A 17,115-nucleotide genomic window follows, 5' to 3' on the forward strand; every position below is an offset into this window, starting at 1 on the left:
ACCACAGCCTCCACTGACTCAACAGTGCGCTGAAACTGGACCTGCGAAAGCAGAGGTGCGGACATGAACGACCAGGCCGGAGCGGACAAGGCCCTGAAGGAAAAGCACCGGGCCATGTGGGCGCAGGGCGATTACCCGGCCCTCGCCAGCGAGCTCGTCGCGGATCTGGGTGCCATCCTGGTGGAAGCCTGCAACATTAAACCGCGCCAGCGCGTCCTCGATGTCGGCGCGGGCGCCGGCAATGCGGCCATCCCGGCGGCCATGATGGGTGCCCGGGTGGTAGCCATCGACCTCACCCCGGAGATGTTCGACGCCGGCCGGCGGCAGGCTGCCGAACGCGGCGTTGAGCTCGAGTGGGTGGAGGCCGACGCCGAGAATCTCCCCTTTGCGGACGGCGAGTTCGACGTCGTCATGTCCTGCCTCGGCGCCATGTTCGCTCCGCACCACCAGGCAAGCGCCGACGAACTGGTGCGTGTCTGCAGGCCGGGCGGGACCGTCGGGCTGCTGCACTGGACCCCGGAAGGCTTCATCGGCCAGATGTTCACCGCCATGAAGCCCTTCGCGCCGCCCCCTCCGCCCGGCGCGCAGCCGCCGCCGCTGTGGGGCAGTGAGGACCACGTCCGCGAGCTGTTCGGCGGCCGGCTGGGCGACATCCGGGCGCAGAAGCGGACCGTTGCCATCACGAGCTTCCGGCAGCCCGAAGACTTCCTGCACTATTTCAAGTCGCACTACGGCCCCACCATCTCCGCGTACAAGTCGCTGTCCGGCGACGACGGGAAAGCCAAGGCCCTGGACGATGCCCTGACGGAGCTTGCCAGCACGTACATCGAAGCCCACGGCGATACGCCTGCGCAGATGGAATGGGAGTATCTGCTGCTCACGGCGAAGGCCAATGCCAAGCCTCAGGAAACCGGACTGTGACGGACTCCCCCGCCTCGCGCCGCGCCCTTGAGGTGGCCTCCATTCCGTCCTTCCAGAGGATCTCCGAGCACCTCAACCATTCCACCTACGCCCGCCGCAAACATCTTCCCGGCATCTGCGACTTCACCCTGGGCAATCCTCACCAGATGCCGCAGGACTCCTACGTGGACGCCCTCAGGGACGCGCTCCATCCGCATGACGACCAGTGGTTCGCGTACAAAACCAATGAGGCGGATGCCCGGGAGGCGGCCGCGGACTCGCTGAGCCGGCTGCTCGATGTTCCGTTCGAAGCCGAGGACCTGTACCTGACCACCGGCGGCTTCACCGCAATCGCCCTCGCGCTGAAGGCGGTTGCCGATCCTGGCGACGAGGTCATCTACAGCCTGCCGCCCTGGTTCCTCTACGAACCGGTCGCTGTCGAGGCCGGACTGGTCCCGGTCAAGGTCCGAATCGACCTCGAGACCTTCGACCTCGATCTGGCGGCCATTGAAGCGGCCATCACGGAGCGGACCCGCGTGGTGATCATCAATTCGCCGAACAACCCCACCGGCAGGATCTACCCGCCCGAGCTCCTCCGGCAGCTGGCAACCCTCCTCGACGAGGCATCGGCGCGGGTAGGGCGGCGTATCTATCTGGTGTCCGACGAGCCCTACAACAGGATCGTCTTCGACGGCGCCCGCTTCCACAGCCCCGCGGAGTTCTATCCCTACACCCTTCTCGCTTATTCGTATGGCAAGACGCATCTGGCACCCGGCGAACGGATCGGGTACCTGGCGCTGCCGCCGAGCATGCCCGACCGCAAGGAGCTCGGCACCGCCATCGAGGCGATGCAGCTGGCCATGGGCTGGATCTACCCCAACGCGGTGCTGCAGTACGCGCTTCCGCGGCTGGAGACGTTCACCATCGACGTCGGCCAGCTGCAGCAGAAGCGGGACCGGCTGGTCCAGGAGCTGGGCGGGATGGGATACCGGCTCCGGCCGCCCGAAGGCACCTTTTACCTGTTCATCCATTCCCCCATTCAAGATGACGAGGCCTTCACCGAGGCGCTCGGCCAGGAGGACGTCTTTGTGCTTCCGGGCGTCCTGTTCGAGACACCTGGGTTTTTCCGGATGTCCCTCACGGCCAGCGAGGACATGGTGGAGCGCAGCCTGCCCCACTTCCGGGCAGCCATCGAACGGGCAGGGCAGGACCGCCCGGAGGACGCCGAAATCAAGCTCCCCACCGGCCTCATTCCCGTCATTCCCGCGAGCCCACGAAAACTGACCTGACCGGGTTACCCCGCAAATTGGTGGCCTAAGGCAACTTTCGCCACCTGGCCGCCCCGCCTATTCCCAACCTCCGAGTGCCACCGTGGCCCGTAAGCCGCTCCCGTCGGGGGCTGGCAGACGAGGCGGGGGTGAGTGGGGTTGCATAGGTTGCGCATGTTCGGTCCGGGGTACGCGGCCTCTGCAGTCGGGTCCGGTGCAATGTGTTCCGGTGCAGTGGAGTCCGGTGCAATGGGTTCCGGGCGATGAGCAGGGTTTCTGGCCGGCATCGTGCCGCCCGCACCGGGCGCCACACGCCCTGTGCAGGCGCCACGGAGGTGGGCAATTGGCGGGCAGAGCCCCGCCGGCGTCTCCTGATTGCCTGCGCTGCCATGGCCCTGACCGCAGCCACTGCCTACGTGTCAGCCCAGGCCCCGCCGTCCGCATCTGCAAAGATGGTGCCGGCGGCCGCGCCGTCGCCAACCACGACGCCGTCGCCCAAAACCACGCCGTCGCCACCAACCACGCAGGCCCGGCAATCGAAGGCCCCGTCTCCCAGCCGCGCACCACAGCCCAGTCCCAAGGCGACGGCCACCGGGAGGCCGGCACCATCCCCGCCCGCCGCCGTCGTGCACCCCGCCCCTTCACCGGCGACGGCAGCGCAAGAGGCGCCGGCTCCTAAGGCCGCCGCACAACCGGCGCCGCCGGCGGCACGCGCCGACGCAATCCTCGAGGAGCAGCTCAACGCCATCATTGCGAGCAACAGCCGCTACCAACTGGGGGTCGCCCTCGTTGACATGTCCGACGGCGTCGTCCGCCAGTACGGCGTCCGGGAGAAGTTCGTGGCGGCCAGCACGGGCAAAATCCTTGCCGCCGCCGCGTATTACCACCTGGCCGAGGCGGGCATCGTTTCCCTTGCGGCGCCTATTGGCCGCAGCACCGCGGCGTTCCAGCTCCGGCAGATGATCCAGCAAAGCAACAACACGTCCTGGGCCCTGCTCCTTAACACCATCGGCTACCAGGGGATCCACGAATATGCGGCGTCGCTCGGCATTCCGTACGACAGAACGTCCAACACGCTGTCCGCCGCGGAGACAGCCAGGATCCTGGTCATGCTCTACAACGGGCGCCTGCTCAACCCGGCCCACACCGCCGAACTGCTGTCCTACATGCAAAACACCAACTACGAGACACTCATCCCCGCAGCGGTGCCGCCGGCGATCACCGTTTTCCATAAGTACGGGCTGCTCAACGGGAATCTGCACGACGCGAGCATCCTGGTCCGGGGGCAGCGCGCCTACGCCTTCGTGGTGTATTCCCGCGGCCCCGGCATTGCCGATATCCCTGTTCAATCAAGCATCATCCACCAGCTCACACAGACAGTTGTGCAACAGCTGTTCTGACCGACGACGACGGGTTCCCGGCACTGCCTTGCCCGTCATGCAAGGGGGGGTCGCTCCCGGGACTTTGGGGGGTTGCCGGCCCGGCATGTCAGGGGGGTGCAATGCCGGGCCGGCTAACTGGCTGAACGACCACTCGCGGCTGTGGCTTCGGACCAGATGGAAAAAGAGTGCCAGCGGTTCCTAGGAAATTCCCAGTCAACCTTGGAGAACCCAGACCCCCCACCCAAACGGCGGCCGCATGCCGTCCCGCACTGCCGGCGCGTTCTCCGGTTTGGGGGGACCTGACCCTCTTCGGCGGTCCAAGGTTCACCGGTAAATCCACCATGACCTGCAGCAACAATTACGGCAGACGGCACTTTCCCTTCACACCGGGATTTTGCCGGCAACGCCGCCGGTCTCAGCGCATGCCGGAAGGGCCCGCGGGGCGGCGAAGGTGGAAGGTGAATAAGATGATGACCCCGGACCCGCACTCACCCGGTGACAGCCACTGGCAGTCCCACACGTCGGAGAGGCTGCCTGCTCATCAGGCTGCAGGCAGCCCAGCAGTTCCTGACCCGGCGTGGGTCAGCCACCGGCCAGCGCAGCGCGCTCCCCAGGGCGGCATACTGCAGCGCCAACTGATGCGGCTCATCGGCGAAATCCTCGGCGACGAAGGTCTCAGATCGGACCTCCGGCTGTCGCTGCTCAGGCACATCGCCGAGCATCCCGGACATCCCGAACAGGCAATGCTCGCGCATCTGCACGAGATCCAGGACGAAGGCTGACGGCCGCCGGTTCCTGACTTCCAAAGAGCAATTTTTCCGCCGAACCCCTTGGAGGATCCATGAAAACCAGAGCAGCCCTCGCGCTTTCCGTGGCCGGGATCCTCGTGACTGGGTCCGCCGCCCTCGCCGTGAACACGCAGGTACTGAGCACTACGCCCTCCGGTACCGGCAACGCGAACAGCGTCCTCCTGCCGAACAACTCCAGCAGGACGGCGGCACCGACCGCCGCGGTCGGGGCAAAAACCACGCCGAACGTGGCGTCCGTGGTCGGCGGCGGCAGCACAGTTAACGCCCCCGCGAAGACTACCGGGGCACCGGAATCCGGTGACCGCAAGGGCGGCCGGCGGACGGCGCCGTCACGGTCGCCGTCATCCCCGCCATCGCCGTCGCCTGGTGACGATCTGGATGATAAGAACGGCACGGCGACGGGCAAGTCCGACGCCGGCCCTGCCGTGTCCCAGCCCGGCGGCACCTTCGGTTCCCCGTCCTTGGGCACCGGCGTCGCCGGGGATCCCGCCGTCGTCGCCGTCCAGCCGGGCGACGACAAAGGCGGCCTTCGGACCGTCCCGGAACCGGGCGATGACAAGGGCGGGCAGCGCAAGGCTTCCGGCCCCAAAGAAGACAGCGGCGCCCACGGTTCGGACGACTGAAGCGGGCGACCAAATCCGGGGCGAAAACCCTCATTGGCGGACCTTCTGCCCTCACGCGGGAGGCCCGCCCGCATGACACGGCACTACCAGAAATGAGTCGCAAATCAGGACCGCCCCGCCGGGGAATAGGGAACTCTTCCTTTGGTCGATCCACAAATCAACCTGTATCGTATTCATTTAGGTAGGCCGAAACTCCTCTGTAGCCGCAGAGCTCCAGGGGTTTCGCCCCGCGTCTCGAGCGCGCCAGCCACTCCCGGCCCCCAAAAGATCCCCCAGACAAGCCCAGCAATGCCCTGCTGTCCGGAACGCCCCGGTCAGCCCAGCTCCCGGCACCATTCTCAGGGGAGCACAACAGTGATGAAAGGCCGGCATTATGTTCGCCGACACCCGCACCACCTTGACCCGCCCTGAAACCCGTACCGCCACAAACTCCGCATCCAGGCATCAACCCGAGCGCCGACCAGTTCCGGCCCGCCGCAACCGCGCCGCGCTGAGGACTCCCGCGTCCCGCAAGCAGACCGTCCGGCTGTTGCTGCTGGGCGTCCTCTGCACAGCAGGCTGGCTCGCCTCCCTGCTGGTGGGGCACTTTGTGGAGTTCGGTCCGCTCCTGCACTGCATCGGGCTTGCCGGCCACATCCTCGCCCTCGTGCTGGCCTTCGGCACCATCCTTGTGGTGGACTGGCTGGGCCTGCTGTGGCTCATGGGCAAGGTGCACATGCATGCCTCTCCCAAGCTTGAACGCGCAACAAAGCCGCTGATTTGGGGCGGCCTGGCGCTGCTGCTGGCATCGGGAGCGCTCATCAAGCCCGACATCACCAACCCAGTGACCGCGGTGAAGCTCGGCTGTGTGCTCATTCTGATGCTGAACGGCTTGGGCATCGCGCCGGCCATGCACAAGATGTTCGCGCTTCCGCGGGAAACACGCTTCAGCGAACTGGGCCGCCGGTTGCGCACGCGCCTGCTGATCGCACTCAGCATCTCGCAGGCGTGCTGGTGGACGGCTGTGCTGATCGGCCTCGTTAACAGCACGCTCCGCCGCTGGACGGGGATCCCCAACTGACTCGCAGTTGTTGTCGTTTTCAGCCTCGAAAACGACAACAACTGCGAGTCACTTGGCAGGACTTCAAAAGCAGGCGTCCCTAGGCGTCCGGGGCGCTGACGAGCTCCAGGGGACGCGAAGTCCCGGGCCGGCCGCCCGCCACATTCGCGCCGAGCACCCGATGGGCGCAGGCCGCCAAGTCACTGCAGGCCGCCGGATGCGCGCGGGCCGCCGCCACCAGATCCTTGCTGTGCCCGTGCTGCGGGTTGGCAAAGAACTCGGAGGTGCCGGCCAGCTCCACCAGGGCGCCCTGGTACAGCACGGCCACCCTGTGGCTCATGTACCGGATGACATTCATGTCGTGGGAAATCATGATCAGCGAAAGACGGCGGTCCCGGTGCAGGCGCAGCAGCAGATCCAAGACCTTGCGCTGCGTGACGGCATCCAGCGCCGACGTCGCCTCGTCGCAGATCAGCACCGCCGGGTCCAGCAGCAGCGCGCGGGCGATCGTCAGCCGCTGCAGCTGGCCGCCCGAGCACTGGCTTGGGTACCTGTCCAGCAGGTCGGGGTCCAGCTCAACGTCCCGGACGGCCTGGCGGATCCACTCCCGGCGCCCGTCCGCCGCGCCCGTCCCTTGGCGGAGCAGCGGCGCTTCCAGACTGGCGAACAGTTTCATCCGGGGATCGAAGGCGTCGTGCGGTTCCTGGAAGACGAGCTGCACCGCGGTGCCGGGAACACCGCGACTGGCACTGCCGCCGTCGTTCTTGCTGTCCCCTGCCGGCAGTGTCCGGGAAATGCTGCCGCGGTCCGGTGCCTCAACCCCCACCAGCAGCCGGGCCAGGGTGCTCTTCCCGGAGCCTGACTGGCCCAGGACGCCGAGGATCTCGCCTTCGCGAAGGCTCAGCGAGACGTCCTCCAAAGCCGGCCGGGCGCCGCGCCCCTTGGCGAACCGCTTGGTGACGCCGTCCAGCGCCAGGATGTCACGGGACGGAGCGAGGCCGAGGGCCTCCCCGGCCACCGCAATACGGCGGCGGGTGAGGGCGCACGCCTCCAGCAGCTCCCTGGCACAAGCAGTCTGGGGTGCGCCAAGGACGGACCTGGCGGGGCCTTCCTCCTGGACGCGGCCGGCATCCATCACTACCACGCGGTCAGCGAAAGCCGAGACGGTGGCCAGGTCGTGCGTGATGTAGAGGACGCCGAGCCCGTGCTGGCGCCGCTGGGTGTCGATCAGTTCCAGGATCTGCCGCTCCAGCACCTTATCCAGCGCGGACGTCGGCTCGTCGGCGAGCAGCAGCTCCGGCTGTCCGGCCATGGCCACGGCCAGCATGGCCCGCTGCGCCATGCCGCCGGACAGCTGGTGCGGATATGCCCGGGCGACCCGCTCCGGGTCCTCGAACCCGGCGTTGCTGAGCAGCTCCACCGCCTGCGCCCTGGCCTCGCGTCCGCGCAGACCGCGGTGCAGCTTCAGCGGCTCGGCCAGGTGGCTGCCAATGATCATGCGCGGGTTGAACATCCGCTTGGGCTGCTGGTACAGCATCCCGATCCGGCCGCCCCGCAGGCGGTTCAGCTCCGCGCCGCTGGCGGCAAGCAGGTCGGTTCCGCCCAGGGTGATGGCCCCCGATGCGGCCCGGATCTGCGGCGGCAGCAGTCCCAGGACGGACAGCGCGGTCATCGTCTTGCCGCTTCCGGACGCCCCAACCAGGGCGACAAACTCGCCCGGTGCCACGGTGAGGCCGACGCCGGAAAGCACCGGACGGGCGGACGGGCCGGAGGAACTGCCGGGAGAACCACCGGCTGGAGCCCGCAGGCTGAGGTGCAGGTCCTCGATGATCAGGCCCTCACGCATGGGTGATCTCCGGGGCAGGGGCGGAAGCCAGAAGCAGCCGGCTGCTGGACATGCGCGCCAGGTGTTGGCCAATGAGCGTGACGCACAGCGCCACGGTGAAAATCACCAGGCCGGGTGCAAGGATGGTCAGCGGCGACCTCACGGCGTACGGCTGGGCGGCGGCGAGCATCGAGCCCCAGTCGGACTGCGGGGGCTGCACGCCGAGGCCCAGGTAGGACAGGGCGCCGACGCTGATCAGGAACTGCCCGAACCGTAGCGTGGCCTGCCCCAGCAGCGGACCGGCCAGGTGCGGCAGGATGTGCCGCCGCACCGTGAACCAGGGAGTGCAGCCCAGCACGCGGGCCGCCTCGATGAAGCCGCGGGCGGAAACGTCGTAGGCCAGTGCCCGGGCCAGCCGCGCGAAGGGTGTCCAGCCGGTGACGGTCAGGGCCAGCAGCAGGGACGGGTAGCCTGCTCCCAGCGCGGCCACCAGGAACAGTGCCACCACCATCTCCGGCATGGCCAGCAGGATGTCGTTGGTGCGGGTGAAGAACTCGTCCAGCCACCCCCGCCGGCGCGCGCTGAGGACGCCGATCGCCGTGCCGATGACCGCGGTGAGCACCGTGGCCAGGGCGGCGATGGTCAGGGAGAAGCGGCCGCCGTCGAGCAGCCTGCTCAGGGTGTCGCGGCCCAGGTGGTCGGTGCCCAGCCAGTGGGCTCCGGTGGGCGCGGACAGCCGGGAGGCGAGGTCCTGTTGGGCGGACGGATAGGGCGCGATCCAGCCGGCAAGGGCCACGGACAGCACCACGACGGCCAGCATGCAGGCGGCCAGCCGGACGTGCAGGGGAAGTTTACGCATGCCGCATCCTGACCTGGGGGTTGAGGAGCCCGTGGACCAGGTCCGCCGCCGTGGTCAGCAGGACAGCCAGCCCGACGACCACCACCACTGCCCCCTGCGCCAGCGGAATGTCGCTGTTCAGGACCCCGTCGAACAGCAGCCGCCCCATCCCGGGGATCGCGAAGATGACCTCAACGATGACCGATCCGCCCAGCAGGCCCGCGAACCACACGGCCGCGAGCGTGGTGAGCGGCAGCAGGCCGTTGGGGATCACGTGCTTCCGCACAGTATGGAAGTAGCTCAGTCCCCTGCCCCGTGCGGCGGTGACGTGGTCGGCGCCCAGCGCATCGAGCATTCCCTCGCGCACCGCGGACGTGAAATGGCTTGCCGGACGCAAGGCGAGGACCGCCACGGGCAGCACGGCCGACGTCGGGCCTTCCCACCCGGCGGACGGCAGCACGGACAGTTCGAGCGCGAAGACCAGCACCAGCATGGGCGCCAGCCAGTATTCCGGCATGGCAATGAACGCCTGGGAGACTGCGGTGATGGCCTTGTCCGCCGTCCGCCCCTCGTTCAGCGCTGCGGCAATGCCGAGGATCACCGCTATCAAGGCCGCCATGGCGAGCGTCATGACCACCAGGCTGAGCGTGACCCAGAGCGCCGGCAGCACCTGGTCCACCACGGGCGTGCGGCTGGTGTAGGACAGGCCCATATCGCCGCTCGCGAAGCGCCACAGCCACCGCAGGTACTGGGTCCACAGGGGGTCCTGGAGACCCAGCTGGGCCGTCAATGCCTGGACGGCGGAATCATCGACGGCGTCCCCGGCCACCCGCGAGCGGATGATCTTGCGCACCGGGTCGCCCGGGGTGACGTACGGGATGAGGAACACCACGAAAGACGCCAGGAGAACGGCGACCACCAGGGCCGCCGTTCTCCTGGCGAGGAACAGCATCATGCCGGACCCTGCGCTCGGGGCCCGCGGTACGGGGACGTCACGATCCGGACTTGGCCGTTTCGGCCCGGAGCACGTAACGGGCCAGCGGGTCCTGGACGTGGGCCTGGAGGTCGGTGCGGACGGCGTCGGTGGCCTGCTCGTTGACCAGCCACACGTTCACGGCCTGCTCCTGAAGGATCCGGCCGGCCTCGGCGTACAGCTTGTACCGCTCCTGGGCGTCGGCCGTCGTGGCTGCCTGGGCGATCTTCTTGTCGTACTCCGCGTTGCAGAAGTGGCTGAGGTTGTACGTGCCGTCGCAGGTGTAGTCCGCGGTGAGAAAGCCGATGGGGTCGGCGATGTCGATCAGCCGGTTGCGCTGGCTCAGCACCATGTCGTAGTTGCCGGACAGCAGGTCCGGTTCCACGGCGGCGTACTCCTTGGTGGTGATTTTCACCGGAACGCCCACGGCCTTCAGGTTCTCCTGAATGACGGTGGCCACGTCAGCGAACTCCGCACGCTCCACGATCGCGATGATCTCCAGCGGCCGGCCGGCGGTATAGCCGGCGGAGGCGAGCAGCTTCTTGGCGGCGTCGAGGTCCTGCTTCGGCGTCTGGGCACCCTCGATGGCCCACGGCTCCGACGGCGCGAACGGACCGGTGGCCGGAATCGCAGCGCCCTCATACACGCTGGCGGCCAAGGCGTCCAGATCGACAGCCGAGCGGACCGCCTTGCGGAAGTCGACGTCGTCGAACGGGGCCTTGCCGTTGTTCATGTACAGCGTGGCGGTGCGCGGCGAATCCGCCTTCAGGACCTTGACGTTGGAGTCCGACTCCAGCGCGGCCAGGCCGGAGACGGGGATGGACAGGGACACGTCCGCTTCGCCGGTCTGGACCTGCGCGGTGCGGGTGGCGCCGTCGGTGATGAACCGGATCTCTGCGCCGGCAAGCTGCACCTGCCCGCCCCAGTAGTTTTCGTTGCGGTTCAGGGTCAGGGACTGCTTCGGCTTCTCGGACACCGGTTTGAAGGGGCCGGTGCAGTGGCCGAACGGATCGACGGTCTCGCCCTTGAAGGCGGCCGGCGACAGCACGCCGGTGTTGACGCTCGCCACCCGGTAAGGAACCAGCGGGCTCTCGGACGGAGTGGTCACGCGGACCGTGTTCTCGTCGACCGCCTTGACCGCCTTGACCGCCTTCGGGCTGAACGCGCGGGCGGGGACTTCGGCGTCAAGGACGTTCTGCAGGGAGGTCACCACCGCTTTGGCATCCAGCGCGGCGCCGTCCTGGAACTTGACGCCCTCGCGGATCTTGAAGTCCCACTCGAGGTCGGAAACCTGCTTCCACTCCGTGGCGAGCGACGGCACGATCTTCCCCTGCGCCTCGTCGTAGCGCGTCAGGGTCTCAAGGCAACCGGACAGGGAAAGGATGTAGGCGGCGTCGCTCTCCAGAGCCCAGTCCGCCACGGGTGCTCGGAAGTTGTCGACGACGATCCGCTGGTCAGGATCGGCCGCCTGGCTGGACTTGCCGGACTCGCCGCTGAAGCCGCAGGCGGACAGTGAGAGAAGCGCCACGAGCCCCACGGACACGGACAGCGGGAAGGAAGAGCGCAATGAAACCACCTAGATTCATGTCTGCGGAAAGGGCAGACGCACAGCGAACGGCCGAAAGGGCCAAGCTGAGTGTAGGCTAACCTAACTTCTTCGGCCAAAGCGGTCGCGTCATATGGCCGGACTCCGCTGGTTGAGCCTGCCGCATCCGCACACCTTCAGTAGTTGCGCCGGTGCCTAAGCCTGGGGAGCACGACGGCGAACACACCTGCCGCTGCGAACCCCAGTACCCCGGTGGCCGTCACCCCGGCGCCGAGGGAGGCCACGGCCGTCACCGCGGAGAGCAGCACCGGCCCGCCGGTGGAGCCGGCGTCAGCCATGAACCGCCAGAGGCCCAGGAACTGCCCGCGGCCGCGGTCGGGCGAGAAGTCGGCACCCAGCGTCATCACCAGGCCCGAGCTGATCCCGTTGCCGAAGCCGATCAGCAGGGCCGCCAGCAGCAGGCTGGTGAACCCGGCGGTGAGCGGGATCAGCACCAGCGCCACGCCCATGATCAGCGTGGACGGGATGGCCACCCACTGCCGCCCGCGCCGGTCCATCACCTTGCCCGCCGGATAGAAGACCAGCATGTCGATCGCTCCGGAGAGCCCGTACACCAGCGAAGCGTGCGTGGGGTCGAGGCCCAGGTGGTCGGCCCACAGCGGGATCACCACCTGGCGGGAGGCGCGCAGGGCGCTGAGCAGCAGGATGCCCATTCCGGCAGTCAGGAAAATGCCCGCATGCGAGACGGCCACGCCGCGCAGGGTGGGCTCCGGTCCGGTCCTGCCGTCAGATCCGTGCACCGCCACCAGGTCGGGGACGGCCACGGCGAGGACGGCGGCCGCCGCCATGCCGGCCACGCCCACCCAGTACGCGCCGCTGATGCCAACGAATGCCATGGCTGCGGCGCCGATGAACGGGCCGATAAAAGTTCCGATGCGGCTCACGCCGCCCAGCGTGGACAGGGCACGGGCGCGGAACTCCACCGGAACCGCTTCGGTGAGGTACTTCTGCCGGGCCAGGCTGAAGACGGCGGCGGACATCCCGACGACGGCCATCGCCGCCGCGAGCAGCCAGAGCCCGTCGCTGATCACCAGCGACAGCCCGGCGGCCAGCAGCGCGAGCGCCCCCGCGGCGGCCGCACCCACAATGGACCACCGTTCGCCGAACTTCAGGGTGATCATCGACGCCGGCAGGTTGAAGAACCACGAGCCCAGCCCCATGAGCGTGACGATCAGGGCGGCCACGGCAACGGATGCGCCCAGTTCACGGGCGGACAGCGCCACAACAGGCAGGATGGCGCCCTGGCCAACGCTGAACAGGAGGGCAGGGCCGAACGCCGGAACAGCGATGCCGCGAAGGGTGAAGGGCGGCGGGCTGTTCGGCGGAGTCATTCCCTTTATCGTAGGCGGGGGCCGGGGCGGCACGGCGGAAACCCGGGCTCCACGAGGCCAGAATCACAACGATTTGATTTACATCGCTCCGGAACCTGAATCGAGCTTGGCGAAAGTACTAAGCGTGCTTAGCCTTGGATCAGGGCGAGGCGCGCGGACCCCAACTGGACATCGAGCATGGTTCCGAAACAACTGAACAGCCGCAGGAGTGATCATGGAAGTCTGGCCGGGCAGCGCGTATCCACTGGGTGCGACCTTTGACGGGATGGGGACAAACTTCGCGCTCTTCAGCGAGGCGGCCACCGCCGTCGAACTGTGTTTGATAGCCGGCGACGGCACGGAAACCCGCGTCGAGCTGCTCGAAGCGGACGGGTATGTGTGGCACTGCTACCTGCCCCAGATCCAGCCCGGGCAGAAGTACGGATACCGGGTCCACGGGCCCTATGACCCCGCCAGGGGCCAGCGCTGCAACCCCAACAAGCTGCTCCTGGACCCCTACGCCAAGGCCGTTGCCGGGCAGGTGCACTGGCACCCGGCCATGTTCTCCCACAACTTCGGCGACCCGTCCTCCCGCAACGACCAGGACTCGGCGCCGCACACCATGCTGGGCGTGGTCATTAACCCGTTCTTCGACTGGGCCGGGGACCGGCCGCCCCGGATCCCCTACCACCGCTCCGTCATCTACGAGGCGCACGTCAAGGGTCTCACCGAGCTGCACCCCGAGGTGCCCAATGAGCAGCGCGGCACCTATGCCGGCGTCGCCCATCCTGCCGTCATCGCCCACCTGCAGCGGCTGGGCATCACGGCCATCGAGCTCATGCCGGTGCACCAATTCGTCAATGACGGGACGCTGCAGGAGAAGGGGCTGAGCAACTACTGGGGCTACAACACCATCGGCTTCTTCGCCCCGCAGAACACGTACAGCTCGATCGGCCAGATGGGCCAGCAGGTCCAGGACTTCAAGGCGATGGTCCGCTCGCTGCACCGTGCGGGGATCGAGGTGATTCTCGACGTCGTCTATAACCACACGGCGGAAGGGAACCATCTGGGACCCACCCTGAGCTTCAAGGGGATCGACAACGCCGCGTATTACCGCCTGCTGGACAACGACAAGCAGTACTACGTCGACTACACGGGCACCGGAAATACCCTCAACGTGCGGCAGCCCCACTCCCTGCAGCTGCTGATGGACTCGCTGCGGTACTGGGTCACCGAGATGCATGTGGACGGGTTCCGTTTCGATCTCGCCGCCGCTTTGGCCAGGGAGTTTTACGACGTCGACCGGCTCTCCACGTTCTTTGAACTCGTGCAGCAGGACCCCATCGTGTCGCAGGTGAAGCTGATCGCGGAGCCGTGGGACGTTGGCCCGGGCGGGTACCAGGTGGGCAATTTCCCGCCGCAGTGGACGGAGTGGAACGGCAAGTACCGCGACACCGTGCGCGACTTCTGGCGGGGCGAGCCGGCCACGCTGGGCGAGTTCGCGTCGCGGTTGACCGGCTCCGCGGACCTGTACGAGCGGTCGGGGCGGCGGCCGGTGGCGTCCATTAACTTCGTCACGGCGCACGACGGCTTCACCCTGCGGGACCTGGTCTCGTACAACCAGAAGCACAACGACGCCAACGGCGAGGGCAACCGCGACGGCGAATCGCACAACCGCTCCTGGAACTGCGGCGCGGAGGGCCCGACGACGGAGCCGACCGTGCTGGCGCTCAGGGCGCGGCAGCAGCGGAACTTCATCGCGACCATGCTGCTGTCGCAGGGCGTGCCGATGATCGCGCACGGCGACGAGATGGGCCGGACGCAGCAGGGCAACAACAACGTCTATTGCCAGGATTCCAAGCTCAGCTGGGTGGACTGGGACGCCGTCGACATGCCGCTCATGGACTTCACGTCCGCCGTGAACCGGCTGCGCGCCCAGCACCCCACGTTCCGGCGCAGCACGTTCTTCGACGGCCGGCCGGTCCGGCGCGGCAAGGGCGAGAAGCTGCCGGACATCGTGTGGCTGAACGAGGACGGCATGGAGATGCTTCCGGAGGACTGGGGCCGCGGCTTCGGCCGGACCATCGGCGTGTTCCTCAACGGGGACGGCATCCAGGGCCGGGACGACCGCGGCCGCCGGATCACCGACGTGAACTTTCTGCTGTACTTCAACGCGCACGACGACGACATCAAGTTCACGCTACCGGCCGTTGAGTTTGCCGAGGCCTGGGACATGGTGATCAACACGGCGGGCACCGGCGTGGAGCTCGGTCCGATCGGCGCCGGCTCGGTGCTGAAGGTGGCCGCCAAGTCCATGGCGGTCCTGCGCGCCCGGGACCTGACCCAGCCCCAACCCAACCTCTCCATCGCCCCCGGCCTGCAGTCCCCCGGCCCCGCGTAATTCCCTTCCTGCCCCAAAACCCTTCCTCACCTCCTGCCGCCCAACCCCCCCCCAACCCTTCCTCACCTCCTGCCGCCCAACCCCCAACCCTTCCGCAGTGACGTTTGCCACGGTCGGCATTGATGGGTATTTTTGCTCTCACAGCGGTCTTCCGGGCGGCATTCAGGTAAAACTGAGGTCTCGCCGTCGTACTTTCGGACGATTAGCAGCACGAGCGTCTCTCCCGCCTGGTCCAGCGGATTCTTAGGAGCAACGGTGGTGAGTTGTTCTGCCGCGTGCTGAAGCGCCGGGGCTGGGCCCGGCGGCCATTTCGTGTTTGGGGGACGCAGACCATGACCGCAGCATCCAAATGGGCAGCCGCCGGTTCGTCGGCAGCCGTGTTGGCGGGCGAGCTCCTCTTCGGAGCCCCTACGGCCGGCGCAGCACCGGGTGATCCCGCCTGCGTGCAGGCTTCAACGCAGTTTGAGGCCGCCCTCTCAGCCGCCGGCATCACTGAGGCCACAGTTGCCGATCTTGAATCCAAGGCCGCGGTTGCGGCGGACGCCGAGGCGCTTTACCGTGCGCTGGAGGAAGCGGCCGGAGCGATTCCCGCGGCCCAACTCGGGGCCGCACAGACGGCGCTGGACGAGGCCGTCGCAGCAACTGCGGCCGCCGAGGCCGCCGAGGAGGAGGCCGAGGATTCGGGCGATCCGGCCGCCATCACTGCTGCCCAGGAAGCCACTGAAGCAGCCGAGGAGACCGAGGACGCAGCCCGTCAGACGGTGGCGGACCTGACAGCGGTGTACAACGCAGCCATCAACACGCCGGAGGTCATCGCAGCCCGGGACGCCTTTGAGGCGGCGGCCGCCGACTTCGATACCGCACTGGCCACCTACTCGCTGGATGAATCTTCCGCCGCCGACCTCGCGGGCCTCTTCGAGGCCTTCCTGACAGCCTGCAACCCGGACGCCCCCGGCGTCGATCCGGTGGTCACGCCGTCGGTGACCCCACCGGCCGCTGCCCCCGTCACCACCCCGGGAAGCACGACGCCGGACGTCGCCAATGCGGCCAATCTGGCCGACGCCGGGGGCGGCACCGCGGCAGTCGCCAGGAACAAGGGCCTCAACGTGCAGACGGGAGCAGAAGCCGAGCCGGGTGCCCACCCCGGCCTAGCGCTCCTCGCCGGGCTGCTCGCGGCAGGCATCGCTGTGCCCGCGACGGTGGCGATGAGGATGCGCCGACTGGAGCGCACCCATAAGTAAACACTTGGCTCCGCAAACCGCCGCCGGCCAGCGCGGTTCCTTCCGCCGGCGCTGGCTTGCCGTTCCGGTCGTTGCCGCCGCTGGCCTCGCGGCGGCTCTCATCCTGGCGCCGTCGAACGCTGTACCGCCAAACGACGGCGGCAGCACCGCCGTCGCACCTTCAGCCGCGCACTCAACACGTGTCCCCTCCGCGGTGGGTTCCCCGGCCACGCCCAGCCCGAAGCCGATCCGGCCGCTGGCTGCGCCGCCGACGGCGGTATCCATCGGCGCGGCCAACCTCAGCGTGCGGGTCCTGCCGCTGACGCCGAGTGCCGACGACCTCGCTTCCGAATCGCTCGTGCCGCCACTGACTCTTGACGCGTATTGGCTGACGGGCTACGGCGTTCCGGGCGCGGGTTCGGCCAACACGACGTACATTGTGGGGCACAGCTGGGACGGTCGGGATGCCCCGTTCAACCGGCTCAGTGACAGCTCGCTCGTGGGCAAGGCACTGACGGTCACCACTGCGAAGGGCGTGCTGGAGTATGTCGTGGATTCGGTGACGACGCACGACAAGAACACGCTCAAGGACAGCGACATCTGGAACGTCGTGCCCAACCGGGTTGTCCTGATCAGCTGCTACACCGAGGACCCGTGGGGCAAGAACGTGGTGGTCACAGCTTCGCCGGCGCCGTCCTCCTGAGCCCGACGCTTCCTCACCTCCCGTCGCTTCTTGCCGAACGCGTCCTCACTTCCGGCACCGCCCGAGAAAAACGAATTACCCGCTGGACCCCCCGAACGCGGAAAGGTCATCCGTGTTGATGTGGTCGACACCGGACGCGGTAACCGAGCGGGCCGGAGCCGTGATCTCTACAAGCTCGATCAGCGGTGAGGAAGCGTGCGGGAACAACCGACGAGACG

At 67.8% G+C, this 17,115-nt stretch carries 15 protein-coding genes; 9 read left to right on the forward strand and 6 right to left on the reverse strand.

The annotated features are described in order from the left end of the window. Positions 1-63 precede the first annotated feature (63 nt). Positions 64-921: a class I SAM-dependent methyltransferase gene (locus tag G9E11_RS05670; protein WP_190603737.1), complete on the forward strand. Its 858-nt coding sequence runs from the start codon at positions 64-66 to the stop codon at positions 919-921. Next, positions 918-2,189 carry an aminotransferase class I/II-fold pyridoxal phosphate-dependent enzyme gene (locus G9E11_RS05675; RefSeq protein WP_190603739.1) on the forward strand — a complete coding sequence of 424 codons (1,272 nt, stop codon included), beginning with the start codon at positions 918-920 and terminating at the stop codon, positions 2,187-2,189. Before G9E11_RS05670 ends, G9E11_RS05675 begins: the two co-directional genes overlap by 4 nt. Before the next feature lie 391 nt (positions 2,190-2,580). On the opposite strand, the gene G9E11_RS05680 is transcribed toward G9E11_RS05675, so the two are convergent. After that, on the reverse strand, positions 2,581-2,760 hold the full coding sequence (locus G9E11_RS05680; RefSeq protein ID WP_190603741.1) for a hypothetical protein: 180 nt from the start codon (positions 2,758-2,760) through the stop codon (positions 2,581-2,583). 34 nt (positions 2,761-2,794) lie between these two features. Here G9E11_RS05680 and G9E11_RS21460 point away from each other — a divergent pair, with 34 nt between their 5' ends. The 4 genes from G9E11_RS21460 (at position 2,795) to G9E11_RS05700 (ending at position 6,042) form a co-directional block, all read left to right on the forward strand. After that, positions 2,795-3,568, forward strand: a complete 774-nt coding sequence (locus tag G9E11_RS21460) for a serine hydrolase (protein ID WP_190603743.1) — start codon at positions 2,795-2,797, stop codon at positions 3,566-3,568. Positions 3,569-4,017: 449 nt separating this feature from the next. Further along, complete coding sequence (locus tag G9E11_RS05690) at positions 4,018-4,332, forward strand: hypothetical protein (RefSeq protein ID WP_190603745.1); 315 nt, start codon at positions 4,018-4,020, stop codon at positions 4,330-4,332. 59 nt (positions 4,333-4,391) lie between these two features. Then, positions 4,392-4,982 carry a hypothetical protein gene (locus G9E11_RS05695; RefSeq protein ID WP_190603747.1) on the forward strand — a complete coding sequence of 197 codons (591 nt, stop codon included), beginning with the start codon at positions 4,392-4,394 and terminating at the stop codon, positions 4,980-4,982. Between the two features lie 373 nt (positions 4,983-5,355). After that, entirely contained in the window at positions 5,356-6,042 is a 687-nt protein-coding gene (locus tag G9E11_RS05700; protein ID WP_246468763.1) for a hypothetical protein, read from the forward strand. 79 nt (positions 6,043-6,121) lie between these two features. On the opposite strand, the gene G9E11_RS05705 is transcribed toward G9E11_RS05700, so the two are convergent. From G9E11_RS05705 to G9E11_RS05725, 5 genes are all read right to left on the reverse strand, one after another. Next, a complete protein-coding gene (locus G9E11_RS05705; RefSeq protein ID WP_190603749.1) occupies positions 6,122-7,867 on the reverse strand; it encodes an ATP-binding cassette domain-containing protein in 1,746 nt (581 codons plus the stop codon). Then, positions 7,860-8,705, reverse strand: a complete 846-nt coding sequence (locus G9E11_RS05710; RefSeq protein ID WP_190603751.1) for an ABC transporter permease — start codon at positions 8,703-8,705, stop codon at positions 7,860-7,862. Before G9E11_RS05710 ends, G9E11_RS05705 begins: the two co-directional genes overlap by 8 nt. Then, the gene (locus tag G9E11_RS05715; protein WP_190603753.1) at positions 8,698-9,639 is read right to left on the reverse strand and encodes an ABC transporter permease; all 942 of its coding nucleotides are present in this window, start codon (positions 9,637-9,639) and stop codon (positions 8,698-8,700) included. The genes G9E11_RS05710 and G9E11_RS05715 overlap by 8 nt, the downstream gene beginning before the upstream one ends. A 37-nt stretch (positions 9,640-9,676) precedes the next feature. Continuing rightward, the gene (locus G9E11_RS05720) at positions 9,677-11,224 is read right to left on the reverse strand and encodes an ABC transporter substrate-binding protein (protein ID WP_190603755.1); all 1,548 of its coding nucleotides are present in this window, start codon (positions 11,222-11,224) and stop codon (positions 9,677-9,679) included. A gap of 155 nt (positions 11,225-11,379) precedes the next feature. Beyond that, entirely contained in the window at positions 11,380-12,594 is a 1,215-nt protein-coding gene (locus G9E11_RS05725) for an MFS transporter (protein ID WP_190603757.1), read from the reverse strand. A 214-nt stretch (positions 12,595-12,808) separates the two neighbouring features. Here G9E11_RS05725 and glgX point away from each other — a divergent pair, with 214 nt between their 5' ends. The 3 genes from glgX to G9E11_RS05740 all read left to right on the forward strand — a co-directional run bounded on the left by glgX (position 12,809) and on the right by G9E11_RS05740 (position 16,897). After that, complete coding sequence (gene glgX / locus G9E11_RS05730; protein ID WP_190603760.1) at positions 12,809-14,974, forward strand: glycogen debranching protein GlgX; 2,166 nt, start codon at positions 12,809-12,811, stop codon at positions 14,972-14,974. Between the two features lie 332 nt (positions 14,975-15,306). Next, positions 15,307-16,215 (forward strand): hypothetical protein, encoded by a 909-nt coding sequence (locus tag G9E11_RS05735; protein ID WP_190603762.1) that lies wholly within the window; start codon positions 15,307-15,309, stop codon positions 16,213-16,215. Positions 16,216-16,219: 4 nt separating this feature from the next. Then, positions 16,220-16,897 carry a class F sortase gene (locus G9E11_RS05740; RefSeq protein ID WP_190603764.1) on the forward strand — a complete coding sequence of 226 codons (678 nt, stop codon included), beginning with the start codon at positions 16,220-16,222 and terminating at the stop codon, positions 16,895-16,897. The last annotated feature ends 218 nt before the right edge of the window (positions 16,898-17,115 follow it).

It is taken from the genome of Arthrobacter ipis (genome assembly GCF_014694315.1).
GTDB classification, from domain to species: domain Bacteria; phylum Actinomycetota; class Actinomycetes; order Actinomycetales; family Micrococcaceae; genus Arthrobacter; species Arthrobacter ipis.

What these genes read in the sequence shown, in the direction of transcription:
- G9E11_RS05670 (WP_190603737.1), top strand. Translation starts at nt 64, where the DNA reads ATGAACGACCAGGCCGGAGCGGACAAGGCCCTGAAGGAAAAGCACCGG.
- G9E11_RS05690 (WP_190603745.1), top strand. Translation starts at nt 4,018, where the DNA reads ATGATGACCCCGGACCCGCACTCACCCGGTGACAGCCACTGGCAGTCC.
- G9E11_RS05695 (WP_190603747.1), top strand. Translation starts at nt 4,392, where the DNA reads ATGAAAACCAGAGCAGCCCTCGCGCTTTCCGTGGCCGGGATCCTCGTG.
- G9E11_RS05700 (WP_246468763.1), top strand. Translation starts at nt 5,356, where the DNA reads ATGTTCGCCGACACCCGCACCACCTTGACCCGCCCTGAAACCCGTACC.
- G9E11_RS05705 (WP_190603749.1), bottom strand. Translation starts at nt 7,867, where the DNA reads ATGCGTGAGGGCCTGATCATCGAGGACCTGCACCTCAGCCTGCGGGCT.
- G9E11_RS05710 (WP_190603751.1), bottom strand. Translation starts at nt 8,705, where the DNA reads ATGCGTAAACTTCCCCTGCACGTCCGGCTGGCCGCCTGCATGCTGGCC.
- G9E11_RS05715 (WP_190603753.1), bottom strand. Translation starts at nt 9,639, where the DNA reads ATGATGCTGTTCCTCGCCAGGAGAACGGCGGCCCTGGTGGTCGCCGTT.
- G9E11_RS05725 (WP_190603757.1), bottom strand. Translation starts at nt 12,594, where the DNA reads ATGACTCCGCCGAACAGCCCGCCGCCCTTCACCCTTCGCGGCATCGCT.
- glgX (WP_190603760.1), top strand. Translation starts at nt 12,809, where the DNA reads ATGGAAGTCTGGCCGGGCAGCGCGTATCCACTGGGTGCGACCTTTGAC.
- G9E11_RS05735 (WP_190603762.1), top strand. Translation starts at nt 15,307, where the DNA reads ATGACCGCAGCATCCAAATGGGCAGCCGCCGGTTCGTCGGCAGCCGTG.